General features: G+C 62.5%; 16 protein-coding genes. 5 read left to right on the forward strand and 11 right to left on the reverse strand.

The features are described from left to right. Positions 1-162: 162 nt before the first annotated feature. The gene (locus tag BM235_RS02130) at positions 163-1,272 is read left to right on the forward strand and encodes a rhamnogalacturonan acetylesterase (RefSeq protein WP_090108881.1); all 1,110 of its coding nucleotides are present in this window, start codon (positions 163-165) and stop codon (positions 1,270-1,272) included. Positions 1,273-1,344: 72 nt separating this feature from the next. Here BM235_RS02130 and BM235_RS02135 read toward each other — a convergent pair whose 3' ends face one another. The 3 genes from BM235_RS02135 to BM235_RS02145 all read right to left on the reverse strand — a co-directional run bounded on the left by BM235_RS02135 (position 1,345) and on the right by BM235_RS02145 (position 4,157). Then, entirely contained in the window at positions 1,345-2,418 is a 1,074-nt protein-coding gene (locus BM235_RS02135) for a glycosyltransferase family 4 protein (protein ID WP_090108882.1), read from the reverse strand. A gap of 12 nt (positions 2,419-2,430) precedes the next feature. Then, entirely contained in the window at positions 2,431-3,636 is a 1,206-nt protein-coding gene (locus BM235_RS02140) for a glycosyltransferase family 2 protein (RefSeq protein ID WP_090108883.1), read from the reverse strand. Between the two features lie 143 nt (positions 3,637-3,779). Next, positions 3,780-4,157, reverse strand: coding sequence for a hypothetical protein (locus BM235_RS02145; RefSeq protein ID WP_090108884.1), 378 nt, complete (start codon positions 4,155-4,157; stop codon positions 3,780-3,782). A gap of 172 nt (positions 4,158-4,329) precedes the next feature. Between BM235_RS02145 and BM235_RS02150 the strand changes: the two genes are divergently transcribed. After that, positions 4,330-5,577 (forward strand): sialidase family protein, encoded by a 1,248-nt coding sequence (locus BM235_RS02150; RefSeq protein WP_090108885.1) that lies wholly within the window; start codon positions 4,330-4,332, stop codon positions 5,575-5,577. 54 nt (positions 5,578-5,631) lie between these two features. Here the strand turns inward: BM235_RS02150 and BM235_RS02155 are convergent, their stop codons facing one another. Both BM235_RS02155 and BM235_RS02160 read right to left on the reverse strand, forming a co-directional pair. Next, positions 5,632-6,066 (reverse strand): hypothetical protein, encoded by a 435-nt coding sequence (locus BM235_RS02155; RefSeq protein WP_090108886.1) that lies wholly within the window; start codon positions 6,064-6,066, stop codon positions 5,632-5,634. Positions 6,067-6,211: 145 nt separating this feature from the next. Beyond that, positions 6,212-7,273 carry an LLM class flavin-dependent oxidoreductase gene (locus BM235_RS02160; protein ID WP_090108887.1) on the reverse strand — a complete coding sequence of 354 codons (1,062 nt, stop codon included), beginning with the start codon at positions 7,271-7,273 and terminating at the stop codon, positions 6,212-6,214. Positions 7,274-7,610: 337 nt separating this feature from the next. Between BM235_RS02160 and BM235_RS02165 the strand changes: the two genes are divergently transcribed. Continuing rightward, entirely contained in the window at positions 7,611-8,450 is an 840-nt protein-coding gene (locus BM235_RS02165; protein WP_090108888.1) for an amidohydrolase family protein, read from the forward strand. A gap of 241 nt (positions 8,451-8,691) precedes the next feature. Here the strand turns inward: BM235_RS02165 and BM235_RS02170 are convergent, their stop codons facing one another. Both BM235_RS02170 and BM235_RS02175 read right to left on the reverse strand, forming a co-directional pair. Further along, positions 8,692-10,014, reverse strand: coding sequence for a M20 metallopeptidase family protein (locus BM235_RS02170; protein ID WP_090108889.1), 1,323 nt, complete (start codon positions 10,012-10,014; stop codon positions 8,692-8,694). 132 nt (positions 10,015-10,146) lie between these two features. Continuing rightward, positions 10,147-11,115: an NADP-dependent oxidoreductase gene (locus BM235_RS02175; RefSeq protein WP_143106616.1), complete on the reverse strand. Its 969-nt coding sequence runs from the start codon at positions 11,113-11,115 to the stop codon at positions 10,147-10,149. A gap of 202 nt (positions 11,116-11,317) precedes the next feature. On the opposite strand from BM235_RS02175, the gene BM235_RS02180 reads away from it, so the two are divergent. Then, positions 11,318-11,953 carry a TetR/AcrR family transcriptional regulator gene (locus BM235_RS02180; RefSeq protein ID WP_090108891.1) on the forward strand — a complete coding sequence of 212 codons (636 nt, stop codon included), beginning with the start codon at positions 11,318-11,320 and terminating at the stop codon, positions 11,951-11,953. Between the two features lie 97 nt (positions 11,954-12,050). Here the strand turns inward: BM235_RS02180 and BM235_RS02185 are convergent, their stop codons facing one another. Continuing rightward, entirely contained in the window at positions 12,051-12,875 is an 825-nt protein-coding gene (locus BM235_RS02185) for an AraC family transcriptional regulator (protein ID WP_090108892.1), read from the reverse strand. Between the two features lie 119 nt (positions 12,876-12,994). Here BM235_RS02185 and BM235_RS02190 point away from each other — a divergent pair, with 119 nt between their 5' ends. Then, complete coding sequence (locus BM235_RS02190) at positions 12,995-16,153, forward strand: beta-galactosidase, LacZ type (RefSeq protein WP_090108893.1); 3,159 nt, start codon at positions 12,995-12,997, stop codon at positions 16,151-16,153. 444 nt (positions 16,154-16,597) lie between these two features. On the opposite strand, the gene BM235_RS02195 is transcribed toward BM235_RS02190, so the two are convergent. The 3 genes from BM235_RS02195 to BM235_RS02205 are packed head-to-tail and all read right to left on the reverse strand — an operon-like array spanning position 16,598 to position 19,157. Beyond that, entirely contained in the window at positions 16,598-17,791 is a 1,194-nt protein-coding gene (locus BM235_RS02195) for an LLM class flavin-dependent oxidoreductase (protein WP_090108894.1), read from the reverse strand. Between the two features lie 36 nt (positions 17,792-17,827). Next, the gene (locus tag BM235_RS02200; protein ID WP_255374019.1) at positions 17,828-18,787 is read right to left on the reverse strand and encodes a substrate-binding domain-containing protein; all 960 of its coding nucleotides are present in this window, start codon (positions 18,785-18,787) and stop codon (positions 17,828-17,830) included. Between the two features lie 58 nt (positions 18,788-18,845). After that, entirely contained in the window at positions 18,846-19,157 is a 312-nt protein-coding gene (locus BM235_RS02205) for a 2Fe-2S iron-sulfur cluster-binding protein (RefSeq protein WP_090109568.1), read from the reverse strand. Between the last annotated feature and the right edge of the window lie 11 nt (positions 19,158-19,168).

Below are 19,168 nucleotides of genomic sequence, written 5' to 3' on the forward strand. Positions count from 1 at the left end.
GCGGCGGACAATTCGCTCCCTTCCCGGATTTTTGAACAAGCTTCGCGGATTATTGCCTTTAAGGCGTACGGCTCTGCTACTATACTTATACCATTGTAGAGCCGCCGGCTTAAAATGGATTGAAAATTCGCCGACCGCGCGCTTAAAAAAGGAGCGACTGCCATGACGGAAATCCCGCTTAAACTCGACTTCGGAAGCGCGCCGCCCGCTCCCGGCTTCGCCAAAGCGGACGCGGACTGCCGCTATGCCGCCGAACGAGGCTACGGCTTCGAAGAAGCAGGGTTCGTCACGGCGCGAGACCGCGGCGAGCCGGGCCCGCTGAAGCGCGACCTGTGCATTCCCGCCGGCGCGGTCTTCAGGGTCGACCTGCCCGACGGCAACTATACGGTGTCGCTGCTGAGCGGAGACGCCATCGCGCCCTCCCGCACGGTCGTGACCGCGTCGCCGCGACTGCCCGTGCTGCCGCGTCTTGACGTGCCCGCCGGCCAATTCGCGCGGGAGACGTTCGCCGTCCACGTCCGCGGCGGCTGCCTGCGGCTCGCCTTTTCGGGCGAAGCGCCGCGTCTGAACGCGCTGGAGATCGCTCCAGCGCCGGAGTCGATCACGCTGTATCTCGCTGGCGACTCGACCGTGACCGATCAGCCCGAGGACGGCTTCCCCTATGCGGGCTGGGGACAAATGCTTCAGCGCTTCTTCAAGCACGATGTCGCCGTCGCCAATTACGCCGTATCGGGGCGCAGCTCCAAGAGCTTCGCCGGCGAAGGACGCTTGGACGAGATGGCAGCCAAGCTGCGCGCGGGAGACTGGCTGTTCGTCCAGTTCGGGCACAACGACCAGAAATCGGACGAAGCGCGGCATACGGATCCCGGCACGACTTACAAGCTTCATTTAAAAATGTACATCGACGCGGCCCGCGAACGCGGCGCCCATCCCGTGCTGGTCACGTCCGTGCACCGGAGAAAGTTCGCGCCGGACGGCGCTTTGCTCGATACGCATGGCGCTTACGCCGAAGCGGTCCGCGAGCTGGCGGCGGACGAAAGCGCCCCCCTCGTCGACCTGGCCGCGATGAGCGCGCGCCTCTTCGGGTCGCTCGGACCGAGCGGCACCGAGTCGCTGTTCATGCACGGCGCGCCGGGCGAGTTCGCGAACTATCCGGTCGGCGTCGCCGACGACACGCACTTCCAGGAGCGCGGCGCCGAGGCCGTCGCGGCGCTCGTCGTCCAGCGCGTGCGGGAGCTGGCGCTGGCCCCGCTGTTTCTTTACGCGCGCTGACTCCTTTGCCGTCGCGTACGCGTCCGAACGCCTTCCGGCGCACGCAAAAAGCCGCAACGACGGCGGCTTTCGCTAGTCGTTGCGGCCGAGCTGGCGCATCATTTTTAAAAACTGCTTCGTATACAGCTGCGACGAAAAGTTAATACGGATATGCGTCTCCGCAGCCCCGACGATGGAGGCGCGGAGCCAATGATCGTTCAAGAGGGACAGCGCCTCCTCCGTCGCGTGCGCGATGTCGCCCCTTCGATAGAACTTCCCCGTCTTATTGTGCCGGATGAACCTGCGCACGCCGTCCGAATCCGTGGAGAGCACCGGACATCTGCACAGCATCGCCTCCGCCACCGCATACCCGAAGCCCTCCATGATCGACGTGGAGCACAGGAATCCGCCGGAATCCCCGATGATCGACATGTAGTCCGCCATCTGCTCATGCGGAATGTTCGAATGGCGCACGAGCCGGTCCGATAGCTTCAGGTACTGCAAGGTCTGCTCGAAGGCGGCCTTTTCGGGCGGTTCCGACAACGTATTGTCGTCGAACATCCAAAGCCGCAGATCCGGATAATAGCCCCTCAAGTTGTTGCCGATCAGCAAAAAATCCTGCCAGTTTTTGTTCTTCTCCAGCCGCCCGACCCACCCCAGAATCGGATACGGCTTTTTGGGATACGATTCATAGCCGAATTGCTCGGCATCCACCGGATCGTCGAAGCAGAAGTGAGGGAGCTTGGGAAAAAGCTCGCGCATCAGCTCGATCAGGTGATCCGTCTTGGGGTAGAGCAGCGCGTCCGCGTAGATTCGCACTCTGTGCGCGAAGTCCTCGAGAATCGCACGCGCGGTCTCGTAGGTACCGAGTCCCTGGATCTCGAAGATCAACGTTCCTTCGTACGCCCAATTCCGGACCTTCTCCAGCAAAAAGATGTCCGTGCACACGACGATCGCATCATAGTTTTCCCGCTGGATCAGGCGCTCGATCAAAAAGTCGTTTCCCGTAATGAACGTCTTGATGCCGCTGATGTTTTTGCGTCCCTCGCCGTCGTGCGTGTATAGGAGGTGGCACTCGTGCCCGGCGCGCATCAAGGCCCGGCTGCGAACCCGGTTCAGCGTCTCCATGCCGCCGCTTGGATTATAGAAGGTGAACAGGATTTTCATTTTATCACTCATTCACAAGGATTTTAAGATCGCGAGCAGGGCTTCCGTGCGAAAAAGCTCGTTGTAGATGTTCGGTTTCCATGGCCCCCCGGAGGGCAGACGGTATTGAATATCCGTGCGGTCCTCGGTATAAAAGCTGGACAGCGCGGCAGCGTTGTTCGGCTTGGACAGCTGCGCGACCAGGAACTCCATATCCATCGGGTCCGGGAAAAGCGCGGGGCCGAGCACCATCGTGTACTTCGTGCGGAGCATCTGCACGGCGTACAGCAGCGCCTTGTTCACCGTCTCGTTCGGGAACGGCTTGAAGTCCGTTGTCGGATGCGAGATCGTGGACAGCAACGCGGTCGCTTGCCCGTCCGGCGACAGATCCAGCACGTAGCAGTAGTAATTGCTGAATGCCTGCTCATATAAATTTTCCAGGCGCCCGATCGTACTGTCGTCCGCCCCGCCCACCAGATAGATCACGGTGACGAGCGGTTCGATATTCCTGCGGCTTCTGGCCATATGCCTCGCCAGATGATAGCGGTAGCGCCAGTACCGGTGCTGTGCGTCCGTCTTCAGCGTAGACGATATGCTGAAGGTGGAGTTCACCCGGTAATCCATCAGCTCGATGGGGATGTACTTAATCTCGCAATGCTCGGTCAGACGCAGCCAATAATCGTAATCTTCGACCGGCTGCAGCCCGTAGCCGTCGATCATTTTCGCGTATTTCGCCTTATACATAAAAGAGACCCCGATGATCGAGGAATCGAGCAGCTTTTCTTTGGGCTTGGATTGATATTGGCGCAGCTCGGCAAGCTTGAGCTCGTCGTGCAGCGGCCGATCTTCATTATCGATGGATTGAAAAGAGCTGTAGACGAGACCGAGCTCGTCTGGACCCTTGACCAGCGCCTTGCGCAGCGTCTCGAAGAAAGCCGGGTAGTACACGTTGTCGCTGGATACCCACGTCAAATATTGAATTTGCTTCATTTTATACAGCGGCTTGAATCCGGCATTCAACGCGTTCGCCACGCCCTGGTTCCACGCGAGCGGCATCACCTCGACCCGCGCGTCGCCGCCGGCGTACGCCTTGACTAGCGGCTCCATTTCGGGGGCGCCGTCGATCACGACGATCAGCTTGAAGCCCCTGTACGACTGCCGAAGCACGGACTCCAGCGCGGCCTTGAGAAATTCCGGCTTTTGCTTGTAGACGGGCATGACTACGCCCAGGTCGACCATGAAGCGTCACCTCTTCCGTGCATAGATGATGTTAGTGTATGGGGCTGCCGCCGGATTGCTTGTGCGACTAACCCAGGCCGGTTCTCATTTTCTCCGCGCGAAAAACCCGGCGCTCGCACGCCGGGCCGGACTGCCGAAGGGGCTTATACGGGTATCGTCAATCCGTTAGTCGGCGTGAGCTCGGACTGCAGCACGCGCTGCTCGGTCACGAGATTGCCGAATTCGTCCAGTCCGTAAGTGGACATAGCGACTTGGGTTAGCGTGGCCGTGACGCTGAATTGCACTTCGTAGGACACGTTCCCGGCGATAAAAAAGCTTCGGATGTCGGCCGAGTTGGCTGCCAGGATATAGCCTGTCACGTATAGAGGCGTCAGAACCAGCGAGCTGCTCGGCACGCCGAACACTTCGATGACGACCGTCGCGCTTGTGGTCCCCAGATTCCGCGCGCTGACGACGATGTTGGTAGCCGCCGTGCCTGTCGCTCTCGTGTTCGTGATCATCCCCGTCGTAAATGTCGGCATGAGATCTCCCTCCTTCCTACCCTCTACTCTATTCCCGCCGCGCGAAGCGCAACTGGACAACTACGCCCCGAAAATCGCGCATTTTTTTGTCGGAGGCAGGCTGCCGCATAGGTAGCGGCGTCTGCCCCGCAGTAAACTAATATAATCAAAGCTGACGAAAGGGAGAGTGAGAATGACCAACTTCAACTTCCAAGTCACGCCGGCGGGATTTCCCAAATTCGAGCCCAGCGTCGCCGTAAATCTGCTGATTACCGGCGTCATGGTAGCCGTATCCGTCGACACGACGTCGGGCGTTCCGATGACGGGCTTGTATCGCTCGCTGGACGGCGGGAGCAGCTGGAGCAATTCGACGCTTCCCTTGCCCGCCGGGTTTACCGGCGCCGAAGCGCCGACGGTCGCTTATGCGTTCCCGAACACGTTCGTCGTCGCCGCGCACGTGTTCCCCGGCGCTTCTTCAGGAACGACCGTCGTGTACGTATCCACGGACAACGGCGAGACGTTCAGCCCGCCCAAGATCGTAGCGCCGGGATACGGCTCCTACATTAACAACGACGAGACCAACATCGCCGCGGATGTCGGTCAATCGAGCCCTTATCTCGGCAATTTGTACTTAACCTACAATCATCAATTCAATGTCGCGAACAGCGGCAATTCGACGGCCTTCTTTCAACGGTCTACCGACAACGGGACGACCTGGGGTACGCCGGTCCTGCTGTCCAGCGAGTCCGACCAGGTCGAACGGCCGGAAGTCGCCGTGAGCCTGACCGGCATCGTATACGCGGCATGGGTCACCGTCAACCCAAGCTTCCGCTATGTCATCCGCAGGTCGCTGGACGGGGGCGTGACGTTCGAAGAGTCCACGTTGGTTTCCCCCGTCGTTCCCGTTCCGAACCCGCTGCCCGTGCCGAACTATGCTTTCCGCGTGCTGACGTTCGCCAGCATCTCGACCGACCGGTCCATCGGGCCTTTTACCGAAGATGTGTACGCGGTCTGGCAGGACAACCGCCAAGGCTATGCCGATATCTTTATGTCCAAATCGACGGATAAAGGCTTACATTGGTCCGCTCCCGTCCCGATCACCGGCGCGCCTGCCGGCAGCCAGAACTTCTTCCCCTCCGTCGACGTGGACCCGCTGACCGGCGTCGTCAACGTCATTTACTACAGCAATCAAGTAAACGGCTTCGATCTCGACGTCTACGTGGCCCGCTCCATCACCGGCGGGGCGACGTTCACGAACACCCGGATCACGAACACGTCGTTCAACCCGAACGGCAACAACCCGACGCCCGTGCCCATTATCGGAGACTACATCGACATTATCAGCGTTCCTCCGGGCGGATACATCGGCGTATGGATGGACACGACCCCGGGCTCGCAGACGATATTCGCGGGCTATTCGGATATCGTGATCGCGCCTTAGAAATAAGAAAAAGAGCCCTTCGCGGGGCTCTTTCTTATTGTACGGTGGGCGTGCTCAGTCGGAGACCGCCGTGAAGTTGAAGCTTTCCGGGCCCACCCGGATCGTACCGAGCAATGACGCGGTAACGAATACCGTGTAGGCCACGTTGCCGATATTGGGCGCGTTAAAATCCGAGCCGGCGATCGTGAGGAGCTGCGGGCCGAGAAGGTTGATGTTGAGGTTCTCCGAAGCCGAGAATACGAGAACCCCTCCTGTCGTAAGTCCCCGGTACACATCCAACGTGATGTTGGTTACCGCGGGCAGCAGCGGCAGCTGAAGCGAGATAATGCCGGTGAATTCGACGCGGGTCAAGCCCGCCGTACCTGCGGACAGGTCGAGCGTCTGCTGGGCGACCAGCTGCGGAGCGTTGGCCACGCTGATCGGGATCGCGATCGAGTTGGCATAGCTTGCGTTTTGCGAGGTTTTGGAGTCTAAAAATCTAGCTGGCATAGGTAATCCCCTCCTTTGCCACATTTTATGAGCGAAAGGGACAGCCCGTCTGTGCGTTGACCGCCTCGATATTCGCCTCTTTGGCGCAGGCGCGATGGAGGCCTGGCGGGCCATGCGCTGCGAGAGGCGGGATCGCCTGCCTTCATCAAACCCGCTGCAGCGTCAGCGGCCGATCGCTCCACACGGCGCTGGGAATCTCCCGTCGCAGTACCGGCATCACATCCGTCGCGAAGCGCTCCACCTGCTCGCGCTGCTCGGCCTCGGTCAGCCCGTCGACGCTGATCGCCAGCACCTGGTTGCCGAAGCCTTCGTAGTAGCGCAGCACTTTCTCGATCACGCTATCCGCGCTTCCTACGAGCATCGACCCGCGCTCGATCGTGTCCTCGAGTCCCGTGAACGGCGATTGGTTGTGCTGCGACGAAGCCGTCGCGTTGAAGGCGTCGTAGTACGGCCGAAACCGCCGGATCGCCTCCTCCTTCGTATCGGCCAGATAGAGCTGGCCAGCGCCGGCGCCGACGAGCGCGTCCTTCGGATCGTGGCCGTAATACGCCCATCTCTCGCGGTAATGGTCGATCAGCGCCTGATATTTGGCCATCGGGTGGAACGTGTTGGACGAGAAAATCGGCTCGCCGTACTTTGCGGCCAGCTCCGTCGAGAGCGGGCTCGACGCGCTGCCGTGCCAGACGGGAATTTGCTTTTGAAAAGGCCTCGGATAGGTCGTCACCTCGCTGAGCGGCGGACGATATTTGCCTTCCCAAGTCACCTTCTCCTCCGTCCAAAGCCGCTTCAGCAGGGCGTAGCGCTCCGCGAGCGACTCCCACTGCTCCTCCTCCCGGATGCCGAACAGCGGATAGTGGCGCGGATCGTTGCCCTTGCCGATGATGAGCTCGAGCCGCCCGCCGGAGAGATGGTCGAGCGTGGCATAATCCTCTGCGACGCGTACCGGATCGAGCACGCTCAGCACCGTCACCGTCGTTAGCAGCCGGATGCGCGACGTGCGCGCGGCGACGGCGGTCAGCACGACGGCCGGCGACGACGACAAGAACGGCTCGCCGTGCCGCTCTCCTACGCCATAGGCGTCGAAGCCCAATTCCTCGGCTAGCGCGGCCTGCTTCAACACGTTTTGAAACTTCTCCTGGTCGGTCAGCGTCTCCCCGGTCACCGCGTTCGGAATGTTCATCAGCAGGCTGAATAAAGCGAATTTCATGGCGGACCTCCTCGGGGTTTTGGCACTGGCTTGAAGCGTCATATTATTCCAGGTAATTTAGTCAGAATTAAGATGATGCAATCACTATACGCCCAGCCTAGAGACGTCGTCTAATAGAGTTTTTAAATCCATCGATCGATCAAATAGAAAGAAGCGGGGGCCGCTCCATCTCTCCTCGACGCCTTCCGCACGTCGTCGCGGTTTCCACGCGATCGCCTCTTATCGTCGCATCCGATCGAGTTTGTTAATCCTTCGATTCGATTATTCGATTAGACCCGGACGGAGCCGGGTGATAGATTCTCTAGTAAACGAGCACCGATTAAGGAGGAACCGCGACGTGATCATCGATTTTCGCATGAAGCCGCCGATCCCCGCTTGGGAACCGTTGTTTGCGGAAGGCAAGGACGCGCTCGGCCGCTTATTGAATCTGAAGGGACTCGAGCCCGTGCGGTCGGAAACGCTGGACGAGGTCATTCGCGAAGGCGAAGCGCTGGGCATCGCGCACACGGTCATCATGGGACGCGGCAGCGAGCCGGGGTCGTCGAACGAGGAGCTGGCCGCCTTCCTGGCGAGCCGTACGGACGATCGGTTCATCGGCTTCATCGGCGCGGACAGCCCGGATGTCGCCGGCGCCGTGGCCGCCATCGAGCAATATGCGGCGACCGGACTGTTTCGCGGGGTATCGATCAATCCCGCCGTCCTGCAGCCGCGCGTTCCGGTCGGCGATCCCTCCTGGGACCCGATCTTCGAAGCGTGCCTGAAGCATGGGCTTCCGCTGTCCATTACGCTGAGCGGATTTCTTGGCCTCGTCGGCCCGCAGATCGACTACGACTACGCCAGACCGGGCGGTCTCGCGCGGGCGGCGCTGGCTTATCCCGATTTGAAAATCATCATCTCTCACGGCGCCTGGCCCTTCGTCTCCGAAGCGATCTCGCTCGCGATCTTCTGTCCGAACGTCTATCTGTCCCCGGACCTGTACCTCGGCTTCCCCGGCAGCAAGCTGTACGTAGAGGCAGCCAATTTTCAGCTGAGCGACCGAATCCTGTTCGGCACCTGCTACCCCAACGTGCCTTACGATTTCGCCTTGTCCCATTTCCGAAGCCAGGAATGGAAGGAAGGCGTGCTCGAGCGGATATTGTATCAGAATGGCGCCGAGCTGCTCGGCCTGCCTTCCTGAAGCGACTCATGCGGAGAATCCCTAGTTCCTGAACGAAGGGGATACCGTTAAAACGCCGGAGAAAAGCGGTGCCTGTGCGAAGGGGATACCGTAAAAACGGCGGAGAAAGCGGTGCCTGTGCGAAGGGGATATCTCGTCTCGAAGGCCGAAACGCGGATAGTTCCGGCCCGCCTAAGAAAAGCCGCCGCAGGGTCTCCCCTGCGGCGGCTTTTCCGTGCTTGCACATACGCGAGCACGGAATCTATTCGAATCCCCGCTCCAAAAACGTAGCGGCCGCCCGCGCGTGCAGCTTGGCTCCAAGCGCGATCGCGCGCTCGTCCAGATCGAACGAAGGGTGGTGGAGCGGATGGACGATGCCCCGCGCCTCATCGCGCACCCCGATGAGCAACATCGCGCCGGGCGCCTTGTCGAGATAGTAGGCGAAGTCTTCGCCGGCCAGGCTCGGCTGATCGTGCACGCGAACCTGCTCCGCACCGAACACGTCGGAACCCGCCCGTGACGCGAGTCCGACCGCGGCAGCGTCGTTGATCAGCGCCTTGCCCATGCGGAAGCTCGGCAAGGCGGTGCCGCCGAAGCGGTCGGCGCAGGCGGCCGCGCAGCGCTCGAGCACGGACCGAATCCGCCGCACCGTCGCGTCGTCGAAGGCGCGGTAAGTGCCGAGCACCTCCGCCGTGTCGGCGATGACGTTGCCTGCGGTGCCTGCCTGAAGCTTGCCGAAGGCGAAGGACACCGGCTCTAGCGGGTCGGACGCGACCGCGACGGCGCTGTTCGCCTCGACGGCGAAGTGAGCGGCCATGAGCAGCGCGTCAGCCGCCAGATGCGGAGCGCCGTGATGGCCGGACCTTCCGCGGAACGTGAAGCGAAAATGCGACGAGGCCGCCATCGCCTCCCGCCGGTGAATGGCCAACCCGCCGGTATCGAGCCCCGGCCAGACGTGCAGCGCGAAGGCGGCGTCGATCCCGTCCGCGACCCCGCTCTCGACCAGATCGCGTCCGCCGCTGCGCAGCTCCCCATCGACCGGGCTCGGCGCGGCTCCCTCCTCGGCCGGCTGGAATACGAATCGCACCGTGCCCGCCAGCCGTTCGTGTTCCCGGCTGAGCCCATAGGCAGCCGCCAGCAGCATCGCCGTATGCGCGTCATGGCCGCAGGCATGCATCGCGCCTTCGATCTCGGACCCGTATTCGCGTCCTCGGATCTCCTGGATCGGGAGCGCGTCCATGTCCGCGCGCAGCAGCACGGTTCGTCCCGGCCTGCCGCCGCGCAGCACGCCGACGACGCCTTTGCCGAAGTGATCCCCGACGCCCTCCTGCACCTCCAGCCCATATTCGCGCAAAAGCTGCGCGACACGCGCCGCAGTCCGGCCGACATCGAACAGCAGCTCGGGAAAACGGTGAAACTCCCGCCTAAGCGCGATCCACTCCGCCTCCCGCTCCTCGATCGCGCGGCAGACGGCGTCGATGTCCAAACCAGGCGCTTCGGGTACGGCATGAAGGGCTCGCTCCCACCCCGTCGCTTCGGGGCTGCTTGGTGCAGCCGAAGACGCAAGATTCACCGATAAAGCCATTTTCCCCACCCGCTTACTGAGTTTTATATGGTCACGACTGTACCACCCCGGCGTCGCTGCGTCAATGCGCGGGCTTATCGGACTTTTCTATCGGTCCGCGTTTCCTTTCTATATACGACCTTGCTGCTGCCTTTACGCTTCCGTCCGCAGCACGATCTTGCCGCGCGCCCGTCGGCTTTCGCTCAGCGCGTGGGCGCTAGCCGCTTCCGCTAAACGCATCGCCGCGCCGATCTCGACCCGCAAGTCGCCTGACGCAAGCCGCTCCCCGATCCGCGCAAGCCTATCCGCGTCAAACGGCGCCATTAGCAGCTCCTGCACGCGGACCCCGATGGTCTCGGCCAGCGCAGGCGAGTATTGGCCCCACCCGACAGGCACAAGCGTGCCGCCTTGGCGAACGGACCGGACAAGCGCGTCCGTCCGCTCGCCGCCGACCGTATCGATGACGGCGTCCGCCGCCCCTTCGAGCTCGGCCCAATCGTCCGCCGTGTAGTCGAAGACTTCGTCGGCGCCGAGCGAATCGGCGAACGCGCGGTTGCGCCCCGACGTCACGGCGATTACGCGCGCGCCCGCAAGCTTCGCGAACTGCACGGCGAAGTGACCGACGCCGCCCGACGCGCCGTTAATCAGCGCAGTCTGTCCGGGCGACAGCAGCGCCTGCCCGTGCACGGCCGTCCATGCGGTGAAAGCAGACATCGGCACGCCCGCGGCTTGTTCGTCGTCGAGCTCCACCGGCAACGGCGCAAGCCTAGACGCGGGAACGGCCGCATATTCCGCATAAGCGCCTGCCGTTGCCGTCATCCCAAATACGCGGTCGCCGATACGATACCGCTCAGTTCCCGGCCCTGCCGCCTCGACGACGCCCGCCAGATCGTAGCCCGGCGTGAACGGCAGCGTTAGAGAGAGGCCGAACTTTTCCGCAGCCCAGCCCGAACGCATCTGCCAGTCCCCCGGGTTGACTCCGGCCGCGCGTACGCGCACGAGCACTTCGCCGGCCCCCGCCACGGGCCTCGGAACCTGTTCGAAGCGCAGCGCTTCCGGCGGGCCGTATTCATGGAAGCGCACCGCGTTCATTGTTTCCCGCTTTCTCTGTTCCTTTTCCAAAACATATCCCCCTCATCCGATTCCGGCGCGCACCAAGCCAGGCGCCCGCCGGTCGCCAGCCGGTCGTCGCTCCCGTTGTGCGCAGGCCGCACGCTCGCTTATAATGTAGCCTGCCGAACGCGAAACGTTCAATCGACAATAACGACGATTCGGCCGTTAACGGACACAACCCCGATATTGTCGGGAAACGGAGGGCGCGGACATGAGTACGGACATGGATGCGGACATGGATACGAGCGTTAACACAGCTGCGTATCAACGAGACAGACGTTCCAGAAGGACAGTCAGGCTGTTGAAGCAATCGTTCCGCGAGCTGGTCGAGGAGAAAGGGTTCGAAGCCGTGACGGTGCGGGATATCGCCGAGCGTGCGGACGTCAATCGCGGCACCTTTTATGCCCATTTCCCGGACAAATACGGCCTGCTCGATCTGGTCATCCGCGAGAAGCTGCAGGCGCTGCTCGGCGCACGGCTCGGGCCGGACGCGGGCTGGCGCCGCAGCGACCTGAGGCTCGCGATCGCCGCAGCGCTCGACCACTTCGCGGATGTCTACAGCGGCTGCCGGCGGCGCGAATCGCTCCATCCGCTGTTCGAGCAGGCGGTCCAACAGGAGCTGGCCGCCCTGTTCGGACGGTGGCTCGCAGCCGTGCCCGCGCCTACCGAAGCTTGGCCGGTTCCCGCCGAGACCGTCGCGTCCGCTGCCAGCTGGGCGATTTTTGGGGCGGCCAACGAATGGGCGCGCGAAAAGCAAGCCGTGTCGGCCGAAGACATGACCGATCGTTTGCTCGCCGTCGTCCTCTGCGGCGCCGCGGCGCTGACGCCCGGCGGGCTGCCGGATTGAACGAGATCGGCAGCCATAAGCGCCTCTACTCCACGTCGGGATAAACGGTCGTTACGACGATAGACAGCCATTAAAAGTTGCCTTTTACCGGCCACGCTCAATCGTTTCCCGGCAATCCGTACAGTCTCCTGAACTGCTCCGGACTGAATCCCGTCGCCTTCTTGAACACCGCGCCGAAGTAGCTGGCGTTTTCGAAGCCGACGTCCCGCGCGACCTCGTGCATTCGCCGGCCCGGCGCGCCGAACATGAGCTGCTTGGCCCGTCCGACGCGCTGCAAATTGACGTACTGAAGCGGCCGCATCTGGACGGTCTTCTGAAACAGTCGGCACAAATACTGCGGCGACACCCCCGCAGCCTCCGCGAGTTCGCCGAGCGAGAGCGCCCGGTGCAGATTGTCCTCGATGTAGGCAACGATCGGCTTCATCCGGTTCATATCCTGCTCCCGGTTGCCTGCCGTCTGCATGCGTCCCAGCTCGAGCAGGAGGGCGTATATGCCGTGCGACCTTTCCAGATTCGCCTCGTACGAGAGCGAGTCGCCCTCGAGCATCGCCGCGAACGGTCCCAGCAGCCCTCCTTCCGCCAGCCTGCCGCCTCCAGAAGCGCGCCAACCGGCGTAACGCAGCAGCGCGCCTGCCTCTCTGCCGTTGAACGCGACCCATGCCATCTCCCACGGCTTCGAGACGGGGCGGTACGAATGCCGAACGCCGGGGTACAGGACGAACGCTTCTCCGGGGCCGACGCGGACGGTCCGCCCCTCCACGGTATACTCGCCTACTCCCCGAATCGTCTGGTGCAGCTGATAATCGGGGAAGCCGTCCTCGCGCTCGGTCTCCGGTTGGTGCTCCCAATAACCGATCGAAGTCACGTACACTGGCAGCAGCGACGTCCGGTCCGTCCGGCAGAACAGCATTTTGCTTTTCAACTGGCATCGCTCGTTTCATATTTTTATAGTTCGGAATAAAATCCTTTTATATAACCACTCTACTATACGGACTATAATGTGAATATATTAACGACATCAATTGAAGAGGAGCGCTGCCAGTGCGTCAGAAGCTGCAATATACCCCGCCGGCCAACGGCTATCCCGAATGGAACAACAACCCCGACGTCTTCCAGGTGAACCGGTTGGAAGCGCATTCCCATATGATGGCATATGCATCCGCCGATGGCGTTCTCGCAGCGGATCCGACCGCGTCGCCCTATTTCCTTTCGTTGAACGGCACTTGGAAATTCTCCCTCGCGGACACGCCCGACGAGCGCGCGGCCGACTTTTACCGGACGGATTATGATCTGAGCGGCTGGGCTGACATGCCGGTGCCTTCGCATTGGCAGTTCCATGGCTACGATTATCCGCAATATACGAATATCCGCTATCCGTGGTCCGAGCGCGAGCCCGAGCTGAAGGCGCCGTTCGCGCCTACGGCTTACAACCCGGTCGGCTCTTACGTCCGCTCGTTCGAAGTGCCCGCTTCGTGGGCAGGACAGCCCGTATTTCTAAGCTTCCAAGGCGTCGAGTCCGCCTTCTACGTCTGGGTCAACGGCGAGCTGGCAGGTTATAGCGAGGACACGTTCACGCCCGCGGAGTTCGACATCACGGCCTACCTGGTCGAAGGAGAAAACAAGCTGGCCGTCGAGGTGTACCGCTGGTGCGACGCAAGCTGGCTGGAGGATCAGGACTTCTGGCGGCTGTCGGGCATTTTCCGCGACGTGTACCTGTACTCCGCCCCTGCGCTGCGGGTGTCGGACTTCTTCGCGAAGCCGACGCTGGACGCGGACTATCGCGACGCGGTGCTGGCCGTGGACGTGAAGCTGGAAAACTACTTCGGCAACCGCTATGACGCGAGCCGCCTGGACCTGCAGCTTTACGACGCGTCCGGCCGCGCCGTATGGGACGCCGCTTACTCGCTGGCCGTCGCCTCTGCCGCCGAGGAAGAACTAGCGCTGACGCTGTCCGCCCCGGTGACGGCGCCGCTTAAATGGAGCGCCGAGTCGCCTCATTTGTACACGCTGGTCCTGTCGCTCTACGGCGACGACGGTTCGCTGCTGCATACCACGGGCTGCCGCATCGGCTTCCGCGCGTTCGAGCTCAAGGACGGGCTCATGAAGATCAACGGGGAGCGGATCCTCTTCAAGGGCGTCAACCGCCACGAGTTTTCTTGCGACACCGGACGCGCGCTGTCCAAGTCGGACATGATCCGCGACATCCTGCTCATGAAAACCCATAACGTCAACGCCGTCCGCACGTCGCACTATCCGAATCAGCCGATCTGGTATGACCTTTGCGACGAATACGGCCTGTACGTCATCGACGAGACCAATCTGGAGACGCACGGCAGCTGGGAGTACGGCCAAGAGGAGGAAAAGGAATTCAACGTGCCGGGCAGCAAGCCGGAATGGCGGGACAACGTGCTCGACCGCGCCAACTCGATGATGCAGCGGGACAAGAACCATCCGTCCATCGTCATCTGGTCGCTCGGCAACGAGTCGTACGGCGGCGAGAACTTCATCGCGATGCACGATTTCCTGAAGCAGTCCGATCCGTCGCGCCTGGTGCATTACGAGGGTACGTTCCATCACAGAGCCTACGACGCCGCGTCCGACATCGAGTCGACGATGTACGCCAAGCCCGCGGATGTCGAGCGCTACGCGCAGAACAAGCCCAAGAAGCCTTATATTTTGTGCGAATACAGCCATGCGATGGGCAATTCCTGCGGCGGCCTGCACCTCTACTGGGAGCTGTTCGACAAGTACGATATCCTGCAGGGCGCGTTCATCTGGGACTGGGTCGACCAGGCGATCCGCACGCGCACGCCGGAGGGCGTCGAGTACCTCGCCTACGGCGGCGACTTCGGCGAATCCCCGCACGACGGAAACTTCAGCGGCAACGGTCTGCTCTTCGCGGACCGCACGGTCACGCCCAAGCTGCTCGAGGTCAAAAAGTGCTATCAGAACGCGTCGTGGACGGCAGTCGATCTGCGCGAAGGGCGCTTCAGCGTCCGCAACAAGCATCTGTTCACCGATCTGTCGGCGTACGCGCTGCGCTGGGAGATCGCGATCGACGGCGTGACGCGCGAGAGCGGCGCGCTCGAGCTGGCGCTAGCGCCGGGCGAAACCGCCGAGATCGTCGTGCCTTATGCGTGGGACGCGCTGCCCGGAGACGGAGAAGCGACGCTGCTGCTGTCGCTCGTATTGAAAGCCGATACGACATGGGCAGAGGCGGGTCATGAAGTCGCATGGGATCAGTTCGTGCTGAAGGCGCAGACCGCCGTGGGCGCGGGCACCGGCTCGCCGGCCGACGCGCAGGTAGCCGCGGCCGGCGAAGGCGCTGCTGTCGCAGCTGCTGCGGTAGTTGCTGCGGAGTCCGGCGCCGCGCTGACGGTGAGCGGCGAGCGGTTCGCGCTGCGCTTCGACCGAACGACCGGCGCGCTGGTCTCCTATGCGGTCGACGGTCGCGAGCTGCTCATCGCGCCGCTGCTTCCTTACTTCTGGCGGCCCGAGACCGACAACGACCGCGGCAACAAAATGGGCGAGCGCTGCGCGATCTGGCGCGACGCGGGCAGCAGCCTTCAGCTCGCCGGACTGGATGCGCGCGCAGCGGGAGCTTCGCACGTCGTGACCGCCGCCTATCGGCTCGCGGAAGATGCTTCAAGCGTAGTCACGCTGCGCTACGCGATCGGTCCGGACGGCGCCGTCGAGGCGACGCAGGAGCTGAGCCCGGGCAGCGATGCGCTGCCGGAGCTGCCGGCGTTCGGCCTGATGTTCGAGCTGGACGGCGCGCTGGACACGGTGTCCTGGTACGGCCGCGGCCCGCACGAGAATCACTGGGATCGCCGCACCGGCGCGCGCCTCGGCCGCTATGCCGGCAAGGTCGCCGAGCAGTTCGTGCCGTACCTGCGGCCGCAGGAATGCGGCAACAAGACCGACGTGCGCTACGCTGAGCTGACCGGCGGCGACGGCCGCGGCCTGCGCTTCGAGAGCGCGCTGCCGTTCGAGCTGAGCGCGCTCCCGTGGACGCCCGCCGAGATCAAGGCGAGCGACCACGCATACAAGCTGCCGCCGAGCCGCGGCAGCATCGTGCGCGTGAACTTCAAGCAGATGGGCGTCGGCGGCGACGACAGCTGGGGCGCGCCCACGCATGAGCCTTACACGCTTCCGGCGAACCGGCCGTACGCGTTCCGGTTTACGTTTAAGCCGGTCTGATCGTCAGCTCCACCGTTCATGAAAAAGGCCCGGGATGCGCGTCATGCGCGATCGCCGGGCCTTTTTGCTTCAGCTGCCGGCATCGTCCGTCAAGGGGGCGTCTGCACCGGCGACATCCTTCCGACTGTCTCACGATAACGGTCAGAAGGCATTTATTTCATTCAAAAGTAGCCGAATGAATAACAATAATGGTCAAAAGGCAACTAATCTCGCTTGCACAACCTGCATCGCACCTACCCGGCTCCAAATAACCGCCTTTTGACAACTATCTCTCCCGCCTATCCGTTTACGCGCGAAATAAATGCCTTTTGACAACTAATTCGCTTGCTCTGAAGCCTAAGTTTCTCCGAATATCCAGGCGCGGCGCAGCCTATCGCACGAAACGAAAAAGGACGAGACAGGAATATTCCTGCTCGTCCCTTTCTGCATTCCCAACAATCGCGGTCAAGCCTCCGGCTGCACGGCGTGGCGCAAGCCGGCCTGCTCGAGCAGCGGGATGACGCTCTCGCCAAAGTAAGCGAGCTCCGGCTCGTAATCGTAGAACGTGATCTGGATGCCGTCGATCCCGGCCGCGTGGAGCTGCGCCAATTGTTCGGCGACGTCCTCGGGCGAGCCGACGACGTGCAGATGGCCGCCCACGGCGCGGCCTCTGGCCGTATGCTCGAGCCAGGACTGGCTGTCGCCGGCCTTGTGGCGCGCCGAGAAGCTGCCGATCGCGCCAAGATCCGCATGATCCATGATCGCCTGATAGTAGGCGAACGCCTCCTCGCGCGTCGGGCGCACGATGATCGTCGGATTGATGATCACCCGCACTTTGCGCCCCAGCGCGGCGGCGGCGTTTTTGACCGTCGCCACGTGCGCCGGCAGCTTGGGCAGCGCGTCGGCCAGCTTTTCCCCGGCCGGGCTGGAGACGAAGACGACGTCGGAGTACTTGGACGCGTAGTCGAAGCCCGCAGGCGAGCCCGAAGCCGTGGCCAGCACGGGACGGCCGTATAGCGGACGCGGGGAGACATACGCCTCCTCCAGGTTATAGAACTCGCCTTTGTAGGTCAGATTGTCGACGCCGGCCCACAGCGCGTTGCAGATGCGGGTGAACTCGGCGGACTGGGCGTAGCGCCGGTCGTGATCGCCGCGGGTGACGCCGAACATCTTGGGCTCGTTCTCCGCATAGCCCGTGACGATGTTCGCGCCGAAGCGTCCCTGCGAGATGTGGTCGGCCGTCGCCAGGAACTTCGCCAGATGCATCGGATGCCAGGGGCCGTACAGAATGTGAATGGTGCCCATCAGCAAAATACGGCGCGTCGCGGACGCGAGCGCGACCGCGGAGACGAACGGATCGAGGAAGTTTTCCCGGTAACCCGTCTCCCCGCCGAAGCCGCCCTTGGGCAGCCACTGCGACAGGCCGAAGGCGATGTCGAAGCCTAAGTTTTCCGCTTGCTGCGTCAGCCGCTTATTGTACTCGAACGACCAGTCGGTGCCTCTCGGCAGCGTCGATTGGGACCAGCCCCCCGTCTGCAGCGGCAGGAACAAGCCGAGCATCAGAGGCTGGGAGAATGCCCGCGACAGCGGGCTGTCCGGTATATTCTGCGGCTCCTCCGGCGTCCAGAGCTGCGGATCGGGTTGATTGGAGGCGCTCATCGCATCCCACTCCTATTCCTTATGGATGATATTGACTCAGGTATGCCACACCGACGGGTGGAACACTTCCTCCGGCGCCAGACCCCGCTTTAGCAGGCCGTCCTCGCGCAAATAACCCATGAACTTGCCGATCTGCGCCCAGTTCGCGGCCGCGCCGTAAGGCCAGATATCGCCGTTCATCAGCTTCGACGAACGCTCCACCGACTCCCAGCCCCACGGGTCGGAGCTGTTGTTCTTGATCGTCTCGAGCTGCGCGTCGATGCCCTCGTTCTTGATATCGAGCATCAGCTCGTACAGAAACCGGGGCAGCTCCGGATGGCGCTCTACCGTCTCCGTCTTCAGCGATACCAGATGCATGATCGGGAAAATGCCGGTGCGCCCGTAATACGCCCGCTCCTCGTCCCACACGTTCGGGATGAGCCGGCGGATGACGCCGCCTTCGCCCGACGCCGGAAAGAGATGGGCCGGCGGACGGCGCGCCGACATGACCGCGTCCACGCGCCCCTCGGCCAGCGCTTCGAAGATGTCGCCCTCCGTGAGCTTCGCCGGGATGTCCACGGGCACCCGCTCCGGCCGGAAGGTGAACCACTGCAGCTCGTCGCCGCGGATCGCCCATTCCTCCCGGAACATGCCTCTCACCCATACGGCCGCCGTCATCTGGTATTCGGGAAATCCGAAGCGCTTGCCCTTCAGCTCGGAAGGATGGCGCCATGGGCTGTCCGCGCGCACGTAGATCGCATTGTGGCGGAACGAGCGCGACAGAAAGACGGGGATAGCCGTCAGGCGGGTATCGCCGCCGCCTTTGGCGATCAAGTACGAAGCGAGCGATAGCTCCGCCACGTCGTAAGTCGCCTCGGATATTTGGTTGATAAAAATCTGCTCCACCGTTTCCCGCTTGGCTTCAAGCTCGAAGCCCTCCGGGCGGCGGGCGCCGGACAGCAGCTTCAGCGTGCGGTCGCTCTCCGACATCGCGACGGTCAGCCTGGGTTGGGTCAAGGTCGTTCCGCTCCTTCCTTTTTCCGCATTCGGTTTGCAAACGCTGCGACCGCTTCTATTAATCCAGATCCGTCGCCAGATCCCTGATCCAAGGACGCCCCTTGAGCGGCTCGACGCGAACTTCGCTGCCGGCCTTGGCGCGAATGCTGCACAGGAAGCCGGCCTTGCCGTCCACGAGCGCCGAGCATTCCTTGCAGGCGTTGGCCGAACGGCAAGAATAGCGCACGGTGAGGGACGGATCGCGGTACTCGCGGATCCAGAAGATCGCGTCGAGCAGGCTCATCCCTTCCCGGTAGGGCACGTCGTACGAGACGACGGCCGGCTCGGTGCCGGCTTCTCCGCGCGTCACCTGCAGCTTGATGTCGGACATGTTCGCTTCCT

This window comes from Cohnella sp. OV330 (assembly GCF_900112065.1).
Taxonomy (GTDB): Bacteria; Bacillota; Bacilli; order Paenibacillales; family Paenibacillaceae; genus Cohnella.

What these genes read in the sequence shown, in the direction of transcription:
- BM235_RS02130 (WP_090108881.1), top strand. Translation starts at nt 163, where the DNA reads ATGACGGAAATCCCGCTTAAACTCGACTTCGGAAGCGCGCCGCCCGCT.
- BM235_RS02135 (WP_090108882.1), bottom strand. Translation starts at nt 2,418, where the DNA reads ATGAAAATCCTGTTCACCTTCTATAATCCAAGCGGCGGCATGGAGACG.
- BM235_RS02140 (WP_090108883.1), bottom strand. Translation starts at nt 3,636, where the DNA reads ATGGTCGACCTGGGCGTAGTCATGCCCGTCTACAAGCAAAAGCCGGAA.
- BM235_RS02145 (WP_090108884.1), bottom strand. Translation starts at nt 4,157, where the DNA reads ATGCCGACATTTACGACGGGGATGATCACGAACACGAGAGCGACAGGC.
- BM235_RS02150 (WP_090108885.1), top strand. Translation starts at nt 4,330, where the DNA reads ATGACCAACTTCAACTTCCAAGTCACGCCGGCGGGATTTCCCAAATTC.
- BM235_RS02155 (WP_090108886.1), bottom strand. Translation starts at nt 6,066, where the DNA reads ATGCCAGCTAGATTTTTAGACTCCAAAACCTCGCAAAACGCAAGCTAT.
- BM235_RS02160 (WP_090108887.1), bottom strand. Translation starts at nt 7,273, where the DNA reads ATGAAATTCGCTTTATTCAGCCTGCTGATGAACATTCCGAACGCGGTG.
- BM235_RS02170 (WP_090108889.1), bottom strand. Translation starts at nt 10,014, where the DNA reads ATGGCTTTATCGGTGAATCTTGCGTCTTCGGCTGCACCAAGCAGCCCC.
- BM235_RS02180 (WP_090108891.1), top strand. Translation starts at nt 11,318, where the DNA reads ATGAGTACGGACATGGATGCGGACATGGATACGAGCGTTAACACAGCT.
- BM235_RS02195 (WP_090108894.1), bottom strand. Translation starts at nt 17,791, where the DNA reads ATGAGCGCCTCCAATCAACCCGATCCGCAGCTCTGGACGCCGGAGGAG.
- BM235_RS02205 (WP_090109568.1), bottom strand. Translation starts at nt 19,157, where the DNA reads ATGTCCGACATCAAGCTGCAGGTGACGCGCGGAGAAGCCGGCACCGAG.